This is a genomic window from Lacihabitans soyangensis, from assembly GCF_024343775.1.
In the GTDB taxonomy this organism is placed as follows: Bacteria; Bacteroidota; Bacteroidia; order Cytophagales; family Spirosomataceae; genus Leadbetterella; species Leadbetterella soyangensis.
The window spans coordinates 35,913-53,267 of the sequence record NZ_RJUF01000193.1; the positions used below are offsets into that span (position 1 = coordinate 35,913).

Annotated in this window: 14 protein-coding genes; 5 read left to right on the forward strand and 9 right to left on the reverse strand. The window is 36.5% G+C overall.

Annotated elements, in window-relative coordinates:
* The 3 genes from EGI31_RS23050 to EGI31_RS23060 form a co-directional block, all read right to left on the reverse strand.
* Entirely contained in the window at positions 1-1,089 is a 1,089-nt protein-coding gene (locus EGI31_RS23050; RefSeq protein WP_255039543.1) for a DegT/DnrJ/EryC1/StrS family aminotransferase, read from the reverse strand.
* 3 nt (positions 1,090-1,092) lie between these two features.
* The gene (locus tag EGI31_RS23055; RefSeq protein WP_255039544.1) at positions 1,093-1,506 is read right to left on the reverse strand and encodes a sugar 3,4-ketoisomerase; all 414 of its coding nucleotides are present in this window, start codon (positions 1,504-1,506) and stop codon (positions 1,093-1,095) included.
* A gap of 290 nt (positions 1,507-1,796) precedes the next feature.
* The gene (locus EGI31_RS23060; protein WP_255039545.1) at positions 1,797-3,269 is read right to left on the reverse strand and encodes a type III PLP-dependent enzyme domain-containing protein; all 1,473 of its coding nucleotides are present in this window, start codon (positions 3,267-3,269) and stop codon (positions 1,797-1,799) included.
* 152 nt (positions 3,270-3,421) lie between these two features.
* Here EGI31_RS23060 and EGI31_RS23065 point away from each other — a divergent pair, with 152 nt between their 5' ends.
* Positions 3,422-4,807 (forward strand): UDP-N-acetylmuramate--L-alanine ligase, encoded by a 1,386-nt coding sequence (locus tag EGI31_RS23065; protein WP_255039546.1) that lies wholly within the window; start codon positions 3,422-3,424, stop codon positions 4,805-4,807.
* Between the two features lie 56 nt (positions 4,808-4,863).
* On the opposite strand, the gene EGI31_RS23070 is transcribed toward EGI31_RS23065, so the two are convergent.
* The 3 genes from EGI31_RS23070 to EGI31_RS23080 all read right to left on the reverse strand — a co-directional run bounded on the left by EGI31_RS23070 (position 4,864) and on the right by EGI31_RS23080 (position 10,062).
* A complete protein-coding gene (locus EGI31_RS23070; protein ID WP_255039547.1) occupies positions 4,864-5,919 on the reverse strand; it encodes a glycosyltransferase family 9 protein in 1,056 nt (351 codons plus the stop codon).
* Positions 5,916-6,518: a DUF4254 domain-containing protein gene (locus tag EGI31_RS23075; RefSeq protein ID WP_255039548.1), complete on the reverse strand. Its 603-nt coding sequence runs from the start codon at positions 6,516-6,518 to the stop codon at positions 5,916-5,918. Before EGI31_RS23075 ends, EGI31_RS23070 begins: the two co-directional genes overlap by 4 nt.
* A 115-nt stretch (positions 6,519-6,633) precedes the next feature.
* Complete coding sequence (locus tag EGI31_RS23080) at positions 6,634-10,062, reverse strand: ThuA domain-containing protein (RefSeq protein WP_255039549.1); 3,429 nt, start codon at positions 10,060-10,062, stop codon at positions 6,634-6,636.
* Between the two features lie 381 nt (positions 10,063-10,443).
* On the opposite strand from EGI31_RS23080, the gene EGI31_RS23085 reads away from it, so the two are divergent.
* Entirely contained in the window at positions 10,444-11,001 is a 558-nt protein-coding gene (locus tag EGI31_RS23085; RefSeq protein ID WP_255039550.1) for a hypothetical protein, read from the forward strand.
* 180 nt (positions 11,002-11,181) lie between these two features.
* On the opposite strand, the gene EGI31_RS23090 is transcribed toward EGI31_RS23085, so the two are convergent.
* Positions 11,182-12,111: a homoserine kinase gene (locus tag EGI31_RS23090; RefSeq protein WP_255039551.1), complete on the reverse strand. Its 930-nt coding sequence runs from the start codon at positions 12,109-12,111 to the stop codon at positions 11,182-11,184.
* Positions 12,112-12,124: 13 nt separating this feature from the next.
* Entirely contained in the window at positions 12,125-14,575 is a 2,451-nt protein-coding gene (gene thrA / locus EGI31_RS23095; RefSeq protein ID WP_255039552.1) for a bifunctional aspartate kinase/homoserine dehydrogenase I, read from the reverse strand.
* A gap of 186 nt (positions 14,576-14,761) precedes the next feature.
* On the opposite strand from thrA, the gene EGI31_RS23100 reads away from it, so the two are divergent.
* The 3 genes from EGI31_RS23100 to EGI31_RS23110 are packed head-to-tail and all read left to right on the forward strand — an operon-like array spanning position 14,762 to position 16,739.
* Positions 14,762-15,064: an autorepressor SdpR family transcription factor gene (locus EGI31_RS23100; RefSeq protein ID WP_255039553.1), complete on the forward strand. Its 303-nt coding sequence runs from the start codon at positions 14,762-14,764 to the stop codon at positions 15,062-15,064.
* Positions 15,065-15,070: 6 nt separating this feature from the next.
* Positions 15,071-16,147: an aminotransferase class V-fold PLP-dependent enzyme gene (locus EGI31_RS23105; RefSeq protein ID WP_255039554.1), complete on the forward strand. Its 1,077-nt coding sequence runs from the start codon at positions 15,071-15,073 to the stop codon at positions 16,145-16,147.
* 19 nt (positions 16,148-16,166) lie between these two features.
* Positions 16,167-16,739: a MarC family protein gene (locus EGI31_RS23110; protein ID WP_255039555.1), complete on the forward strand. Its 573-nt coding sequence runs from the start codon at positions 16,167-16,169 to the stop codon at positions 16,737-16,739.
* A gap of 2 nt (positions 16,740-16,741) precedes the next feature.
* Here EGI31_RS23110 and EGI31_RS23115 read toward each other — a convergent pair whose 3' ends face one another.
* A complete protein-coding gene (locus EGI31_RS23115; protein ID WP_255039556.1) occupies positions 16,742-17,353 on the reverse strand; it encodes a lysoplasmalogenase in 612 nt (203 codons plus the stop codon).
* Between the last annotated feature and the right edge of the window lie 2 nt (positions 17,354-17,355).

The window sequence follows — 17,355 nt, forward strand, 5'->3', positions numbered from 1 at the left end:
TTAGTACGAATTTAGAGTAAATATTATAAAATCAACCTCTTCAACGCTTAAACTGGAATTCATCGGTAAACTTAATACAGTTCTATGAATTTCCTCTGTGATTGGTAAATCTAAATTGTTGAATTCTGGTAAAGCTTTTTGTTTGTGCGGCGGAATAGGGTAATGAATATCATAACCAATTTGGGCAGTTTTTAGATAATTCATTAGTTCGATTCTATTGTCAGTTCGAACAACGAACAAATGCCAAGCGTCTTCATGAATTCTATCAGAAGGAGGCATGATTAACTTTTCGTTTTTGATTTCGGTCAAATATCGTTCGGCTATTTGTCTTCTCTTCAATATTTCAGCATCGAGATAATTTAATTTTAGGTCTAGAAAACTTGCTTGTAGTTCGCTTAGGCGACTATTCAAACCGAGTGAATCAAACTGATATTTAATTTCGGAACCATAATTTCTATTTTTTCTGATTGAACTTGCTAAAAGTTCGTTATCCGTAACAACAGCCCCAGCATCAGACAATGCTCCGAGGTTTTTTGTTGGGTAAAAGCTGTAAGCGGTGGCATCAGCCCCATTACAATTTTTAATGTTTTCATATACTGCACCATGACTTTGGGCCGCATCTACAACAAGTTTAAGAGAATACGCATTACAAAGTTTGGATATATTGTCAAAATCGCACATTCGACCATACAGATTAACTGCCAAAACGGCCACTGTGTTTTGTGTAATGGCCGATTCTATATTTTTGATATTGATAAGATAATCACCAAGATTGGGTTCGACCAAAACTGGTACCAACCCCGCTTTTTTGATCGCTAAAATACTAGCAAAGTAAGTATTTGCAGGAACTATTACTTCTGCTTTTCTTTTAAATTTAAAGCTATCTAAAATTAAAATCAGGGCATCTAATCCATTAGCTACTCCCACGCAGTATTTTGATTGACAGTAATTTGCGAAGTTTTGTTCGAAACTTTCTAGTTTTTTGCCAAGCATATATTGGCCCGAAGATAAGAAGGCAGATAGTGCAAGTTTATATAAATCCTCAAATTGCTGATTGGTAGATTTTAGAGATAAAAAAGGAATCTCCATGAATTACTGAAATTGGTAGCCAACATAGTTAGTGAAGATACTCTCAGGATTGTAAGCTTGATCTATATAGTCGCTTGGGTCATAGTTTTGATTGGCAAGAACCAGTAGAATACTGTCCTCTGAAAAATCGTACATTTGGTGCCAATCGGTTGGTTTCAACAGCAAGCATTTTCCTGGGCTATCCAACTGAAAGACGTGGTCAGAGTCGTAGTTATCCTGAACATATACTTTACAAGAGCCATTGAGGCATATAAGACCTTGCCAAGTTTGGCGATGACGATGACCACCACGAATTTTGTTTTCGGGAACTCCATAGATGAAATAAACTCTTTCTATGTGACCAGGCATAAGGTGCTCAAAGACGGAAAGAATGCCATCTTGATTTTCTATTGATTTTAATTTGATGATGTTGGCCAATTGTATATCGGTGTTAGGTAAGCCAAAAATATACAAAAAAAAGTAACCTCAATATAATTTAATAGAATTTTAATCTGATTTTAACAGAATATGGCCAAAAAGATTAAAGCATTACTAAGCTTTTACCTCAGTTTTTGGTAGATTTTTATTTACTTTTCCGTATGCAGGGCATGGTGTTTTCCTGCAAGAACTGAACATTATTAGTCCCAAAAGGGAAAGGAGAGCCAATTTTGATTTCATTCAATAATTTTTTAGAGGTCTAACGATTTTGTTTGTCTTTTATTTTAATCCTATTTCTCTTTTTGAAAATTAATATTTTCATCCTGCACTATTAGAGGTTCGGCCTTTTTGCGTTCACTTCTATAACCCAAAATTTTCATCATGGACTCCGCACCTTGTTCTTTTGCAAAAAGTTCAGTGGTTAAGTTTCCATTTTCGTCCAAATCTATAAGAACGTGTTTCGGGGCAGGAATCAAACAGTGTTGTATTCCTCCATAACCACCTAGAGACTCTTGATAGGCACCAGTGTGGAAGAAACCAATATATTGCTCTTCGTCTGGATTATTGTCGTCCAACATTGGCATATACAAATCCTCCGAGTGCGACTCAGTGTTATAGTAATCGGCTGAATCGCAGGTTAATCCACCAAGGTTAACTTTGGTGTAGGGAGCATCCCAATTATTAATTGGAAGCATGATGTATTTCTGTCCAATGCCCCAAGAATCAGGTAGTTGCGTTATGAACGAGCCGTCAATCATGTACCAAAGCTCTCTATCATTTTGCTGTTTTTGGTCTATTATCTTATACAAAATAGCTCCACTTTCACCTACAGTGTAACTTCCAAATTCAGTGAAAATATTTGGTACGGGTACATTGTTTTTGTGACAAATCCACTGAACGTTTTCGATGATTTCGTCTACCATGGCCTGATAGTCAAAATTATAAACGATGGAAGTTTGTATGGGCATTCCACCACCAATATCTATTGAGTCAAGCTCTGGGCATAATTTCTTTAACTCACAATATTTAAACATGAATCGTGTAAGCTCTGACCAATAATAGGCAGTGTCTTTGATGCCAGAATTGATAAAGAAATGAAGCATTTTGAGCTTAAAATGAGGATTCGGTTTGATTTTGTCATTATACAAATCATCCACATCTTTATATCTGACACCAAGTCTTGATGTATAAAATGAGAAAGTAGGCTCCTCGTCTGTTGCTATTCTTATACCTATATTTACGTTTTCGGCTGTTACGTTATTTATGTAATAATCTATTTCGCCTAAGTTATCAAGTACAGGGATGCAATTCACAAAACCGTCATTTAACATACCTGAGATATATTCTAGGTAGTTTGGTCGCTTATGTCCGTTACAAATTATAAATGTTTCCTTGGAGATTTTTCCTTCGTCAAAAAGTGTTTTCACCAAAGGCATATCAAACGCAGATGAAGTCTCAAGATGTATATTATGTTTGAGAGCGGTCTCTATGATAAATTTAAAATGAGAGGACTTCGTACAATAACAATAAGTGTAACTCCCTTTGTAATTATACTTTTTCATCGCGTTTTTAAACAGAACTTTGGAATGTTCTATGTGTTCGCCGATTTTGGGTAAATAAGAAAGCCTCAGTGGAGTACCGTATTTTTTGATAACGTCCATCAATGGAACATTATTAAACTGGAGATTATTTCTAGCATCAACGCCAAATTCACGTGTTGGAAACTCGAACGTTTGCTGAATTAAATCTATGTATCTCTTCATTTATTGTACTGGCGAAAATTGTTGAAGTTTTGAACTAGGAAAAAAATATGGTGCAAAATTGCCATAATTTTTAGAACTTTGCAAATAAGGTTGTCTTATCAAGACCATATTCTAATGTTTATCGACATTTGCTGGGTTTTTTAATATAAAACATGATTAATTCTACTAAAAAGGTACATTTTATTGCCGTTGGTGGTGCTGTGATGCACAATTTGGCATTAGCTCTACACCAAAAAGGATACCAAGTTTCAGGTTCGGATGACGAAATATACGAACCTGCTAAATCAAGACTGGAAAAAGTGGGTATTTTACCCAAAGAGTTTGGTTGGTTTCCTGATAAAATCAATGCTGAGTTAGATGCAATTATACTAGGAATGCACGCCAGAAAGGATAATCCCGAATTATTGCGAGCATTAGAATTGGGACTAAAAGTATATTCATTCCCCGAATATGTTTATGAGCAATCTGTTCAAAAACAAAGAGTAGTTATAGCGGGAAGTCATGGCAAAACTTCAATAACCAGTATAATACTTCATGTTTTGGCCTACCATAAAAAGAATTTTGATTACTTGGTGGGAGCACAGATCGAGGGCTTTGATTTGATGGTGAAATTGACCGAGGATGCACTGATTATTGTTATAGAAGGTGACGAGTATTTGTCATCGGCTATAGAAATGAAATCGAAGTTTTTGTTTTATCATCCTCATATTGTGTTGATTAGTGGCATAGCTTGGGATCATTTTAATGTTTTTCCTACATTCGATAAATATGTAAATGCTTTTGAAGAGCTAGCAGATGGAATTGACAAAGGCGGTGTGCTTTTGTTCGATGAAACGGATGAAATCTTAAAAGTGCTTGGAGAAAAAGATAGGGCTGGTGTCGAGAAAATGCCTTACAAAAAGCACCCTTACGAGGTGAAAAATGGGAAGGTATTCTTGGAGACGCCAAACGGAGAACTCCAGATTGAGCTTTTTGGAGAACACAACATGAAAAACTTGCAAGGTGCAAAGTTGATTCTGGATAAATTAGGCATTACTGAAGAGATGTTCTATGAGGCTATCCAAACTTTCAAAGGGGCAGCAAAGCGACTGGAAACGCTCGGAAGTAATTCTAATACACACATTTACAGAGATTTTGCACATGCTCCTTCTAAGGTTGGTGCAACTACAAATGCTACCAAAGAATTGTATCCCAATAGAAAATTAGTGGCCTGTTATGAGCTACATACTTTTTCCAGCTTGAACAAAGAGTTTTTGCCGCATTATGACCAAAAATTGGCTGATGCAGATTTGGCTATAGTTTTCTTCTCACCGCATACCTTGGAAATGAAAAAAATGCCAGCTTTGGATAAGGAAGAAATCAAAGCCTATTTTGGAAGAGAAGACTTGTTGGTTTTTACCGAAGCTAAAGAATTAGAAGGTTTTTTAAAGTCACAAAATTGGGGTCAATCTAACTTACTCCTGATGTCCTCTGGCACTTTTGGAGGTATGGACTTCGTCAAATTTGCTGAGGAAATATTAAGTTTACCTGTTAGCTAGATCTTTGTTAAATTGGAAACTTTAGCTTTCCAAAAAAGCAATTGAATTTGGATTCCTTAAGATAAATTCGTCAGAATAGTTTTTGTTTTCTCATAGACTAATTCAGGGCTTATCCAATTCAGGCAAGCGTAGTCTTTTCTGTAACAGGGTTTATTTCCATAGACCGAACATGGGCGGCAGGAGAGTTCCTCTTTGCTAATTTCAATAGTATTTGTCTCAGGCTGAAACAAAGCCCCAAACCCAGCAAAGGAATGGGTGCTGCCCCAAATGGAAAGGACAGGGATATTCGACAAAGCCGCGAAGTGCATATTGGAACTATCTCCGCATATCATTAAGTCTAGCCGATTTATGAGGGCGAGTTCTTCTTTCAATGAAAAAACTCCTACTAGGTTTTCTATTTGAGGTAGCTCATTTTTAAGCGATTCGAGTATTTCTTTTTCTTGTTTTCCGCCTCCAAACAACACTATTTGGCATTCTGGAAATTCTTTGGATAAAAGTACTATCAGTGAACTGTAATTTTCAATTGGCCAAATTTTTCCTTTATGTTGAGCAAATGGGGCAATTCCGACGAGTCTTCGACCTTTAAATTTTACCAGCCAATTTTCAATTTTCTTTTCTGTTTCTGAAGGAAATTTAAAGAATTCAGGTAAGTTTTCAATTTTTGAATTTTTAGGGACTAATTTGGCTTCTTTGAAAACGGTATAATATCTTTCAGTAACATGGCTGAGCTGTTTAAATTCTTGATTTTTGACAAGTTTTTTCTTCTCATTTCTGCCTTTGTCGAACCCAAATATCTTGGCCCTTGTAAACAAAAAGAAAAATTTCAAAACCTGAGTTCTGATATTCTGGTGTAAGTCGAAGACAAAATCAGGGGAGAGATTATTTAGTTCCTGAAAAAGTTTGAATAGCCCAAAGAAGCCTTTATGTTTTTTGTCAAAATCGGCGATGAAAACATCAATATTGGGATTGCAGTCAAAAAAAACCTTAAATTTCTCTCGAGTCACAATGGTAATTTTTAAGTCGGGATTTCGTATTATGGCATTTAAAACTACGGGCAGCAATAAAGCCACATCGCCCATCGCCGAAAACCTAAAAATTATTATCTTCTTCATTTTTGAGAATAAAACACTGGGTTCAAGTTAGGGTCATTGTACATTTTCATTTGTTTGTACAGTTTCATATACTTTAGGCCAGCTTTCAAATCTTCCATTAGTTCGTCGTAACATTGTTCCAAGTCCTGCTCCTGAATCTCCAGTATCATCAATTTATGCCTCACAGAATTTAAATGAGTTTCATCGGCATCATTTCTTTCTAGCTGCTCTTTAAAATGATAGATTTTGAGCTGTAAAATCGACATTCTATCCAATAGCCAAGCGGGAGTTTCTGAATTCATTCTTGCATTTTCTTTGACGGAGACATTTTTAAAGTTTTCAGATAGTAACTCATCTAATTGTTCAACAGTGTCTGTTCGGTGTTGATTTGAAGCGTCTATTCGACGTTTGATGGCTACCAAAAATGACGGCTCGTTTTTCGGGTCACGAATAATATCCTCAAGATGCCATTGGACGGTATCAATCCAGTTTTTTAGGTATAACATTTGACCGAATTGATCTTCAGTGTATTTTCGTGGCATTGCGGCATCCACATGATCGGTTATATGATAATCTAATATCGATTCCCTGAAGATGTCGTTGATTTCTTTTGCTCGCATTTTTGTTTTTTTCGAAAGGCAAATATACCATTTTCATTTTTTAGAATCGATTTCCAAGTTATCAAAAAAGCCCAAACAAGACTATTTGGGCTTTAGTTATCCTAATCAAAGAGAGTTATTCAAACTTTATTGATTTGAATTTTATGATTTTGTCGTTTGGTTTTGATTTTTTAACTGCCACAAAATACAAGTCACAAATTTCGGGTAAGTCAATGTCTGTTTTTACCCAATTCATTTTATCCCAACTGCCAGTTGGTGAATAGTTCACCTTTGCCACTATTGGGCCAGCTGCTGAATTTTTTCTAATCTGTATTTCTCCATCAAATTCCTTTGATGCATACTCAAAACTGATATTTTTGATATTTTTCAGGTCAATTTTCTTGAAAACCAAGTATGATTTTGACGCACCTTCTCGCAACTGACCCCAGTCAAAAACGAATCCCGGGGGCATATCTGCATCCATTGCTCTCAAAACATGATGTCTCAAAGGGAAAGTTTTGGTACTTTTCTGAGTGCTCGTTCCTTTGCCGTTCCCATCAGTATATTCGGCTAAAATGTTGTAATGGCCACGAGGCTTATCTTCTAAATGTTTATCCAAAGGTAATTTGCCAGTCGCTGGAATCGCTTTGAATTCTTTTTTCGGGTCTGATAATGCAAAAATATAATGAACAATTTCCTTAGCGTCTGCCGTATTCAACTGCGGATGGGCACTCATGACGTGTGTTTGCCCCCAATTTCCGCCACCTCCTTCTATGATTTTCTTTGCCAACATATCCACGCTTCCTGCCTTGCCATTATACTTTTGAGCTATTTGTGTAAGCGATGGACCGACCGATTTTAGATTTTTGGTATGACAGGCCTTACAATCACTGCCTTCATAGAGTGTTTTGCCAATGGAGCCTGATTCAACGGTCGTCAATGCTGAATTTTGGGTCACAACTACAGGTCGGTAGGGTTGGGGGATGTAATTGAGCTTCGTTGATATTTTTTCCTTTTTTAAAGCCTTGTTATTACTATCTTTAAATTTTAGCTCATATTCAAAAGGCTTATCTTCAAAGAAAAAGGTGGTATTGTAATTAGAAACCAATTCAATTTCAGGCTTTTGACTTCCAACAATTATTTTCAGTTTCTCCTCCGAAATATTCCCAGATTTATCTTTAGCCACCCCCGATAAAATATAAGTTCCATTCACCGAAAGTGTAGATTCAAACTTTCCGCCTTTCCCGACTTCCTTTCCATTCAAAAACCAGGAGATTTCTGGTCGGTCGTCAAAATCTGGATCGGTAGCTCTTGCAAATGCAGTAAATGTGAGCGGTGCCATCCCAGCAATTTCTTTGTATTTAGGAAAAGACCTGTTTTCAGAAGTTAAAAATGATTGGGCATTTATTTTCTTAATTTCTTCATTATTAGCAAAATAGGCATCGATTTTCGGAGATCGATTGCCAGAGTTGTATTCTATTTTTACAAGCCTAGCATCCTCATTGTCAGCTCCATAGACTGATCCATACTCTAACATGTACATAATGCCGTCTACCGAAAAAGCCAAGTCTATTGGTCTTCTAAAGTCTCCAATATTGGGCATGAATTTTTCATTTCTTAGATAATTTTCATTTTCATCAAAACGTAACGCTAATACCCAGTTTCGCATCCAATCAAAAACAAACAAAGAACCATCATAATGTGCTGGAATGGCTTTTAGAGAAGCTTTCGATTTATTATATGTATAAAATTCGCCCGCCATTGCACTTCTACCACCAAGGCCAAGCTCAGGGAATTCATCAGAAATTCCGTAAGGATACCAAATGATAGGTGGTGTGGCTTTCGGTAAATTTTTAAGGCCGGTGTTATTTGGTGAGTTGTTTATTGGGTTGTTTGGGTCAAAATTTGGGCCAGCCGTCGAATCAGCAAAATTCCATTCAGAATAGGCGTAATTATTCCCTACGAAATAGGGCCAACCATAAAATCCGGGTTTCTTGGCCTGATTAAATTCGTCATAACCTCTTGGTCCTCTTTTAATGTCCACGCCGGCATCAGGGCCAATTTCTCCCCAATAAATAGTGGAAGTTTTTGGGTTTATCGCTATTCTGTAAGGGTTTCTGCAGCCCATCGCAAATATTTCGGCTAGCGTTTTCTCAGTACCTTTGCTGAACATATTCCCCTCGGGAATGGTATAGGTGCCGTCTTTTTCAGGATGAATTTTTAAGATTTTACCTTTATAGTCATTGGTGTTGGCCGCAGACCTTTGTGCATCCATTGGATAGTATTTTTCACCACTTCGTTCGTCAAGTGGAGCGTAACCATCAGACGGAAAAGGAGTTGTGCCGTCTCCTGTCGAAAGAATCAGGTTTTTATCTTTATCAAATGCCAAAGAACCGCCATGGTGTGCTCCACTGTTGATTTGAACAGGTACCTTCAGAAGTATTTTCTCTGAATTTAGGTCAATTACATTGTTTTTTGATATCGTAAACCTGGAGAGGTTGAATATAATTGGTTCACCCTCAATTGGTGGGGAGTAATACAGGTAAATCCAGCAATTGTTTTCAAAGTCAGGATCAAGTGTAATTCCAATCAGGCCCGTACCGCCTTTCATGGTTAATGGAAATCTATGGATTAGTTTTCTTTTATTGGTTTTGGTATCAAATACGGTTAGGTTTCCGGCCAATTCCGTAAAAAACACTCTTCCATCAGGTGCTACGGCTAATTCCATTGGGTTATTGAGGTCGTTCACCAATACAGTTTTTTCGAATCTATTTTCCTCAGGAAGTTCTTTAGAGTAAGATTTCGAATAATCCAATTTTACGTTTTCACCCATGGCATAATTTATTCCTCCTAACAAATGTTGGAGGAAGTTGGGCTCAGAATAACTCTCATCGGTATGGCCACCACCCGAGTAAAAAGCACGGCCGCCGTCATATTCGTGATACCATGAAATAGGGTGATTATTTCCGTTTGTTCCTCCTTCATACGATGACTCGTCGAGGTAAGCGAGGGGTTTTATGTAATGGTAGATTTTTTTATAGTTATACCATTCATCAGTTCTATTCCAAGTTTCGGGAAGGTGTTTCGTAGAAATATGCGTTCGGTCTGTTACCTCTACATTGGCATTTCTGATGTTGGAATTACTCGGATGGCTTTCGAAGTAAGCACCAAGCAACTCGTTGTACCAAGGCCATTCATATTCTGTATCGGCTGCAGAGTGAATACCCACAAAGCCACCACCAGCTTGGATGTATCGCTCCATTGCAGCCTGTTGGGCATTATTCAAAACATCACCTGTGGTATTGTTGAATATTATGGCTTGATAGTTTCTTAAGTTCTGATCCTCGAAAAAACCAGAGTTGGTCGTACTATCTACCGAAAAGCCATTTTCGGCACCTAACTTTTGAATGGCCTTAAGACTAAACGGAATACAGGAATGCTTGAAGCCCTTGGTTTTAGAAAAAACGAGGACATTTTTGGAGGAAACTTGCCCAACTGTTGAATGGTAAACACAAGCAATTAGGGCAATACAAAGTATTACTTTTGAGAATAATTTTTTTTTCATTTTAAGGTTTGAATAAACTTTTGATAAAAATATGAAAATTATCTATGATAACGAATTTATGAATAAGCTTTGAGTAACAATAAGGCAATTTTGGAGGGTAAATTAATCTTAAATAATTTAAACATCATGAAGACAACTGAGACGGAGGAGTTGCTAAAAGTTATTATAATTTACTCATTAAAGATGGTATTAGTTTACTGTGAGGTTTGATTTTTAAAATCGGACACTTCTTTAACTTTAAAATAGGGTTTACCGAATAATAAGTTTTTGTAATAATGAGTGTTCTTTTAGAAGATTTGATTTAAATTTAGTTTGAAATAGACACAGCAAACAAAAAGATTCTGGAATGACAACCTACACAATGTTAGAACATATTCAAGTTTGGCTAAAACTAAATTAATTGCTAATTACGAAATGAAGCCCTTAAGAATCCAAACCTCTAACTTCTTTTTAATTACAATATTATTATTAATGTTTTCTTTTCTTACTTCATGTGAGGAACACGGCCTTCTCAGAGAATCTAAATGGGTAGGAGTCGTAAGTAACGATACAGATTATATAATATTTGTCAAGGCGTATTCAAAAGCTGTAAAGTTAGATTCGTTTTACATAAACCCTAAAAAAAAGCTAAATAGGGAATTCACTGAGCGTGAACTTGGATTTACAGAAGGTATATTTTATTTTCCTGAAGGTTCTTTGAATGAAAAAAATAGGTTAATTGACTCGGTAGTGATTGTTTTCGAAGGGCATAAGAAAATTGTACATTATTGTGGTGGTAAGCATTTAGGGAATTGTGAGAGTATCCCGAATAATTTGGTAAACCTATGGGAAAAGAGAAATCAAATTGTAGATAAAGATGGTAATTTACTATTTGGTTACCTATACAAGTATAATATTTCTTTCACTGAGGAGGATTATAATTCTGCAGTTCCTTTTTAAATAGACAATTTCGAGATATTTGGGATGAAGATTGTGTTTTTATTGACTTAAAGCCCCCTAGTTGGAGGCTTTAAGTTTTTAAATTACTTTAGTAAACTTGGAAGTATTTCTTGCTCAATTGTTTTAATCTTGTTCTTTCTAAAGTAATTTAAATTACCGAAATAAACCATGTACCCTAAATCACCCAATAATTTTCGGTCCAACATTGTTTATCGCCGAAACGTAAGAATTTGTATGAATTCCTACTTTTTCAAATTGTTGTTTCATGGCTTTTTCAACTTTTTCTGCCGTTTCTTTTCCTTCCGAAAAAGCAAAAATTGAAGGTCCCGCACCTGAAATGCTACAACCCAATGCCCCTGCGTCAGTTGCTGCCATTTTGACTTCGAAAAATTGCGGAATCAATATGGATCTGATAGGTTCTATGATGAAATCAACCATCGAACGGCCTATTAAAGAGTAATCGGAGCTCATTAATCCTGCTATCATTCCACCTACATTTCCCATTTGAGATATAGCCTTTTTCATCGAAACCTCGTTTTTTAATATATGACGGGCATCTTTTGTATTTACCTCAATATCGGGGTGTACAATGGTCACGAAAAGATTTTCTGGTGTTGGAATTTGAAAGAAATCTAAAGGAGCATAAGACCTGATGACCACAAAGCCACCCAAAAGTGCAGGGGCGACATTGTCGGCATGAGCTGAACCGCAGGCAATTCTTTCACCTTCCATGGCAAAAGGCAATAATTCTTTGGTTTCAAGCGGCGAATTTAAAAGTTTATTTACCGCAAATACCCCAGCCACTGAAGAGGCTGAACTACTGCCAAGCCCACTTCCGAGCGGCATTTTTTTGTTGAGAACGATATCAAATCCCTGTTTGGAATCTATTTGCGAAAGATATTTAATGATTGGAACGGAAACCGTATTTTTAGTAGGATCTAATGTTAATTTGCCATCATCGCCCGTTATTTTTTCAATAATAATCTTATCGTCATTTCTTTTCCTCACAATTACTTCATCCCCTGGATTATCAACTGCAAGGCCAAAAATATCAAAACCACAGGCCACGTTGGCTACTGTCGCTGGTGCAAATACATTTATAGAATCCAATTTATTAGAGGGTTTAGGCTAAAAAACTACTTAAACTGATGATGTCGGCAAATACACCCATGGCCGTTACTTCCGCTCCAGCTCCTGGTCCTTTAACGACCAAAGGATTGTTAAAATACCTTTCTGTGGTAAACGAGACAATGTTTTCGGAACCCGCCAAATTATAAAACGGATGTGATCTTCCAACCGAGGTTAAGCCAAGTTTGGCTTTTCCGTTTTCTAAGCTTGCTATGAATCTTAATACTTCTCCTTTGGCAAGTGCTTCGCTCAGAAGGCTTTCGTATTTGCTATTTTCTTTTTCAAGAACGGCGTAAAAGTCATCCACAGAATTGGCAGACATAGCGTCCTGACTCAAAAGTGGAATGTTTTCGACTTCGTTGAATTCTAATTTTATGCCACTTTCTCTGGCCAAAATTAATATTTTTCTGGCAACATCTGTTCCACTGAGGTCATCTCGAGGATCCGGCTCCGTAAATCCTTTTTCTTTCGCCTCCTTTACTACATCTACAAATTTCAATCCAGCTGCGAAAGTATTAAAGATAAATGACAACGTTCCGCTCAATACGGCCTCGATTTTATGAATTCTATCGCCACTATTTATTAATCCTTGTAGTGTATTAATCAGAGGCAAACCAGCCCCTACGTTGGTTTCATAAAGGAATTTTACATTGCGTTTTTTTGCAATATTTCTTAGAGCTATGTACTCTTCATAAGTTCCCGAATTGGCTACTTTGTTGGGCGTTACAATGGATATGTTGCTGTCCAAAAGTGGATAATAGTATTGAACAATATCTTTGTCAGCAGAACAATCTACAAAAATACTGTTGGCCAAGTTTAGGGTCTGAATATCAGTGATAAATTCACTTAGGTTTATTTTTTCACCTGCAGTTTCGAGGTTTTCCTTCCAGTTTTCTAAGGCTATGCCATTAGAATCCAAAAGCATCTTTTTTGTATTGGCCAGACCTGTCAACTTGATATTCAAGTTTTTTTCTTTTTTCAAATACCCAGATTGCTGAGCTATTTGTTTCAAAAGTGTTTTCCCAATCTGTCCACTTGGACCAACTAGATATAGATTAAGAGTAAATCCATCAATTTCGAAGAAGGTCTCATGGATAGCATTCAGTGCTTTAGAAATATCTTTTTTCTTGATAACCACCGAAATGTTTAACTCTGATGAACCTTGAGCCGTGGCGATTACATTGATACCATTTTTACCGAGAACAGAGAAAAGTTTTCCAGAAGTACCAGAGCTGGACTTCATGCCCTCTCCAACTACGGCTATAATGGACAGATTATTCTGAATGCTAATGTTTTCGATATCTCCATTCAATATTTCAGTTTTAAAGCCAGTTTCCAGTATTTCTCTGACGTTTTCAGCTGATTTCGGATCTACCGCAAAACAAATTGAATGTTCGGATGAAGCTTGTGAAATAAGAATGACAGAGATTTTATGATCGGCTAAAAGGCCGAATAGTTTGGCAGAAACACCAGCCACTCCAATCATACCGTTTCCTTGGAGGTTTACCAAAGAGATTTCGTCAATGGAAGAGATACCAGTGATAGAATATCCTTTTTGGTTTATTTCTTTCGAAATGGTAGTTCCTGCGTGTGTGCTTTCAAAAGTATTTAGAACTTTAATCGGAATATTTTTCAAGAAAGCGGGCACCAGGCTAGGCGGATAAATCACTTTTGCACCAAAGTGCGAAAGCTCCATGGCTTCCGAATATGAAATATCGGGAATGGTAAACGCATTTTTAACCTTTCTCGGGTCTGCTGTCATCATTCCGTTTACGTCTGTCCAAATCTCAATTACCTCAGATCCCAAAGCCGCTCCAATTATAGAGGCTGTATAGTCTGAACCGCCTCTTCCTAAAGTGGTTGTAATATTATCTTTGTTAGATCCTATGAAGCCCGTAATGCAATAAACTTGGTTGTTTTCGGCTAAAGCGGCGTTGATTAAAGCATTGGTTTCTTCAAAATCAACTTCTGCAAAACCGTAATTACTGTTGGTTTTAATGATATCTCTGGCATCAATGTATTTGGCTTTGATGCCTTGTTCATTTAAAATAAATGTGATGATTTGAGAAGAAAGTCGCTCTCCGAAGCTAAGCAAAAGGTCCATGGTTCTTACACTCAATTCCTTGATGTAAGTTATTCCTTTAAGAAGGTCCTCAATTTCGTTGAAGTTACCTTTTATTTTGGCAATGATAGAACTTTGAGATTTAACATCAACCAAGGCACGTATGGCAGCGAAGTGTCTTTCTTCAATACTTTGAAGAACTTCTAAATACTTTGTGTCCCCTTTTGAGGCAAGTGTACCAATTTCTATTAGTTTGTTCGTTACACCACCCATTGCAGAGTAAACTACCGCTACTGGCTGTTTATTTTCAGAGATTATACGGATTACTTGATTTATACTATCTACCGTGCCTACAGAGGTGCCGCCAAATTTGAGGACTTTCATATCAAAGATTTTTATCAGAAAAAAGGGCCAAATGCCACATACGTTATATCCGACAAATATACCAATTATTATGCCCTAACCGAAATATCCATTTGGAATTCTGCCAAAAAAGCTAAAAAAAACGAAATTTTGTTTGTTTTCTAAAGCTTTAATTAGTTATTTGTACAATTAAATACTTAAATTATTATGAATAACATTTTCAGAGCTTTGAACGATGCTTCTCGAAGGGAAATTTTGGAAATACTTCGCTTGGCTGATGCCACCGCTGGCGAAATTTCAGATAGATTTAATATGTCCAAGCCTAGTATTTCACATCATTTGGACCTGTTGAGACAGGCTGACTTGGTGAGTTCAAAGAAAAAAGGACAGTTTGTGATATACTCTATCAACTTAACCGTACTTGAAGATGTTATAAATTGGTTTCAAATGTTTAAGCCAGAGGCTATTGCCGAAAAACCAAGAATTAGGATTCCATTAAGTCAGTATTGATTGTTCATGATTAATTTTTATCCAGGTCCTTCTAAGGTATATGATAGATTAAAAGACTTTGCTCGAGAAGCCTTTGAATCTGGTATTTTGGAACAAAATCATAGAAGTCAAGCTTTTATGGATTTGTTGCGAGAAACATTTAGCTCATTAAAAAAGCATCTAAATATACCGGAGGACTACAAAGTTTACTTTACTTCTTCTGCCACGGAATGTTGGGAAATATGTGCTCAATCTCTTATCAGGGGTAAAGTTCAGTTTTTGTATAACGGGGCATTCGGAAAAAAATGGTTTAAATACACCGTTACCAATCCTCAGATAAATTCAACTACCAATTATGAACTTCCGACCATTCGAGGAACTCGTTTTTTCATAAACCAGAATGTGGATGAAGTTGAAATTGACAGTGAAAATGATGTAGTTTGTTGGGTTTCAAGCGAAACATCTAATGGTACTCATACTTCGTTTGACTCCATAAAAAAACTGAAGGAAAAATCTCCAAATGCACTTTTGATTGTGGATGCTACATCTTCTCTGGGAGGAGAGAATTATCAAATTGGCGATGCAGATGTTTGGTTTTCGTCTAGTCAGAAGTGCTTCGGAATGCCTTCTGGATTGGGAATAATGATCGTTTCTCCGAGGGCATTGGAAAGAGGATTAGAGATAAATGAGCGAAATCATTACAATAGTCTGGTTTTTATTGAGGAAAATTTCCAGAAGTTCCAAACGCATTATACGCCAAACATATTGGGTATTTATTTATTCAAAAGACTTTTGGAAACCTTACCGAACATAAATCTCGTTTCCGAAAGATTATATCAAAGGTCCGAACGTATTTACGATTTTTTTGAAAATAACAAGCATTTTGATTTGCTCGTGGAAAACCCCAAAACTAGATCTAAAACGGTGATTGCAATTGTTCCTCAAGACATATCTAAAGCCGTTTCGTTTTTCAAAAACAATAATATTATTTTAGGTAAAGGATACGGTGAGTGGAAAAACAATACACTCAGAATAGCCAACTTTCCTGCCATTCCAGATGAAGATTTTGATGAGCTTTTTAGGCTTCTAGAGAATTATGTTTAATTTCGAAAAAAAATAAACCATGAAGTTCAATTTTAAAGAAATCCTTTCTGTTTCTCTTATACTTTTTTCTATCATTGATATTCTGGGATCCATTCCAATCATATTGAATCTGAGGAAAAAACTTGGACATATTCATGCGGAGAGAATTACCATAATCTCTGGAAGTTTGATGTTTGGGTACTTATTTTTAGGTACTAAAATCCTTCAATTATTTGGTGTAGATGTTAAGTCATTTGCAATGGCGGGAGCATTGATATTATTGATTATAGGTTTCGAAATGATTCTTGGAAGAGAGATTTTTAAACACAATACCACTAATCAGGGGAAGGGAAGTTCGATTGTTCCGTTGGCTTTTCCGATAATCGCGGGTGCCGGAACTATGACCTCCCTTATTTCATTAAAGGCTGCTTATCAGGATGTTAATATCGTTGTTGGTATATTAGTAAATCTCGTTTTGATTTTTATTGTCTTAAAATCTTCAGCTTGGTTGGAGAAAAAAATGGAACCTGGTACAGTGGAAGTTTTACAAAAGGTTTTTGGACTTATTCTATTGGCCATCGCCATTAAATTAATTAAAGCCAATATTGTCTAATACTACTTTTTTGACCAACCCAAAACAATCAAAAACTGGGCTATCCCATACGTACTCATAACCCAAAAAGAGCTTGCCGGCAACGGAGAATAGAATTTGTTAAAGGCTATTAGTGAATCCGATACGATAAAAAGGATTGAGCCGAGTAATACCAAATTATATGAGTGAATATTGGTTTTTCTTCCCGCAGCAAAGATTCCCATTAGCGTGATAACGAAACAGTAAACACTTACTGGAATCAGCAGATTTTGACCAATTCCGGCTTTTATGAATAAAATATAGCCGAAAGTGGCTGCCGCAAACGGGAGTGATTTGAGTAAACTAAAATTGAATTGAGTTTTAAAAAGCAAAATGTAAAAAACGTGAGCCACTAGAAAAGACCCCAAGCCAAGCATAAAGTAAAGTTCGCTGCCAAACATTAAAAACACATCTCCTAAAAGGCTAAAAAATAAAGCAATGAATAGGTTTCTTTCTTTGATATTTAGCTGAAATGCCATGAATATCAAAAGTGGCATGAGCAGTGGTTTGGTAAATTTTACCAAGTTGTTTTGGTGCGTTGTGCTGAAGTATATTTCAACAGCTAGTACAATAAAGAATATCACTCTCAGGAACATAA

Excerpts from the sequence above, each read along its gene's own strand:
- thrA (WP_255039552.1), bottom strand. The coding sequence starts at position 14,575 with ATGAAAGTCCTCAAATTTGGCGGCACCTCTGTAGGCACGGTAGATAGT.
- EGI31_RS23065 (WP_255039546.1), top strand. The coding sequence starts at position 3,422 with ATGATTAATTCTACTAAAAAGGTACATTTTATTGCCGTTGGTGGTGCT.
- EGI31_RS23105 (WP_255039554.1), top strand. The coding sequence starts at position 15,071 with ATGATTAATTTTTATCCAGGTCCTTCTAAGGTATATGATAGATTAAAA.
- EGI31_RS23050 (WP_255039543.1), bottom strand. The coding sequence starts at position 1,089 with ATGGAGATTCCTTTTTTATCTCTAAAATCTACCAATCAGCAATTTGAG.
- EGI31_RS23070 (WP_255039547.1), bottom strand. The coding sequence starts at position 5,919 with ATGAAGAAGATAATAATTTTTAGGTTTTCGGCGATGGGCGATGTGGCT.
- EGI31_RS23110 (WP_255039555.1), top strand. The coding sequence starts at position 16,167 with ATGAAGTTCAATTTTAAAGAAATCCTTTCTGTTTCTCTTATACTTTTT.
- EGI31_RS23115 (WP_255039556.1), bottom strand. The coding sequence starts at position 17,353 with ATGTTCCTGAGAGTGATATTCTTTATTGTACTAGCTGTTGAAATATAC.
- EGI31_RS23075 (WP_255039548.1), bottom strand. The coding sequence starts at position 6,518 with ATGCGAGCAAAAGAAATCAACGACATCTTCAGGGAATCGATATTAGAT.
- EGI31_RS23100 (WP_255039553.1), top strand. The coding sequence starts at position 14,762 with ATGAATAACATTTTCAGAGCTTTGAACGATGCTTCTCGAAGGGAAATT.
- EGI31_RS23080 (WP_255039549.1), bottom strand. The coding sequence starts at position 10,062 with ATGAAAAAAAAATTATTCTCAAAAGTAATACTTTGTATTGCCCTAATT.
- EGI31_RS23060 (WP_255039545.1), bottom strand. The coding sequence starts at position 3,269 with ATGAAGAGATACATAGATTTAATTCAGCAAACGTTCGAGTTTCCAACA.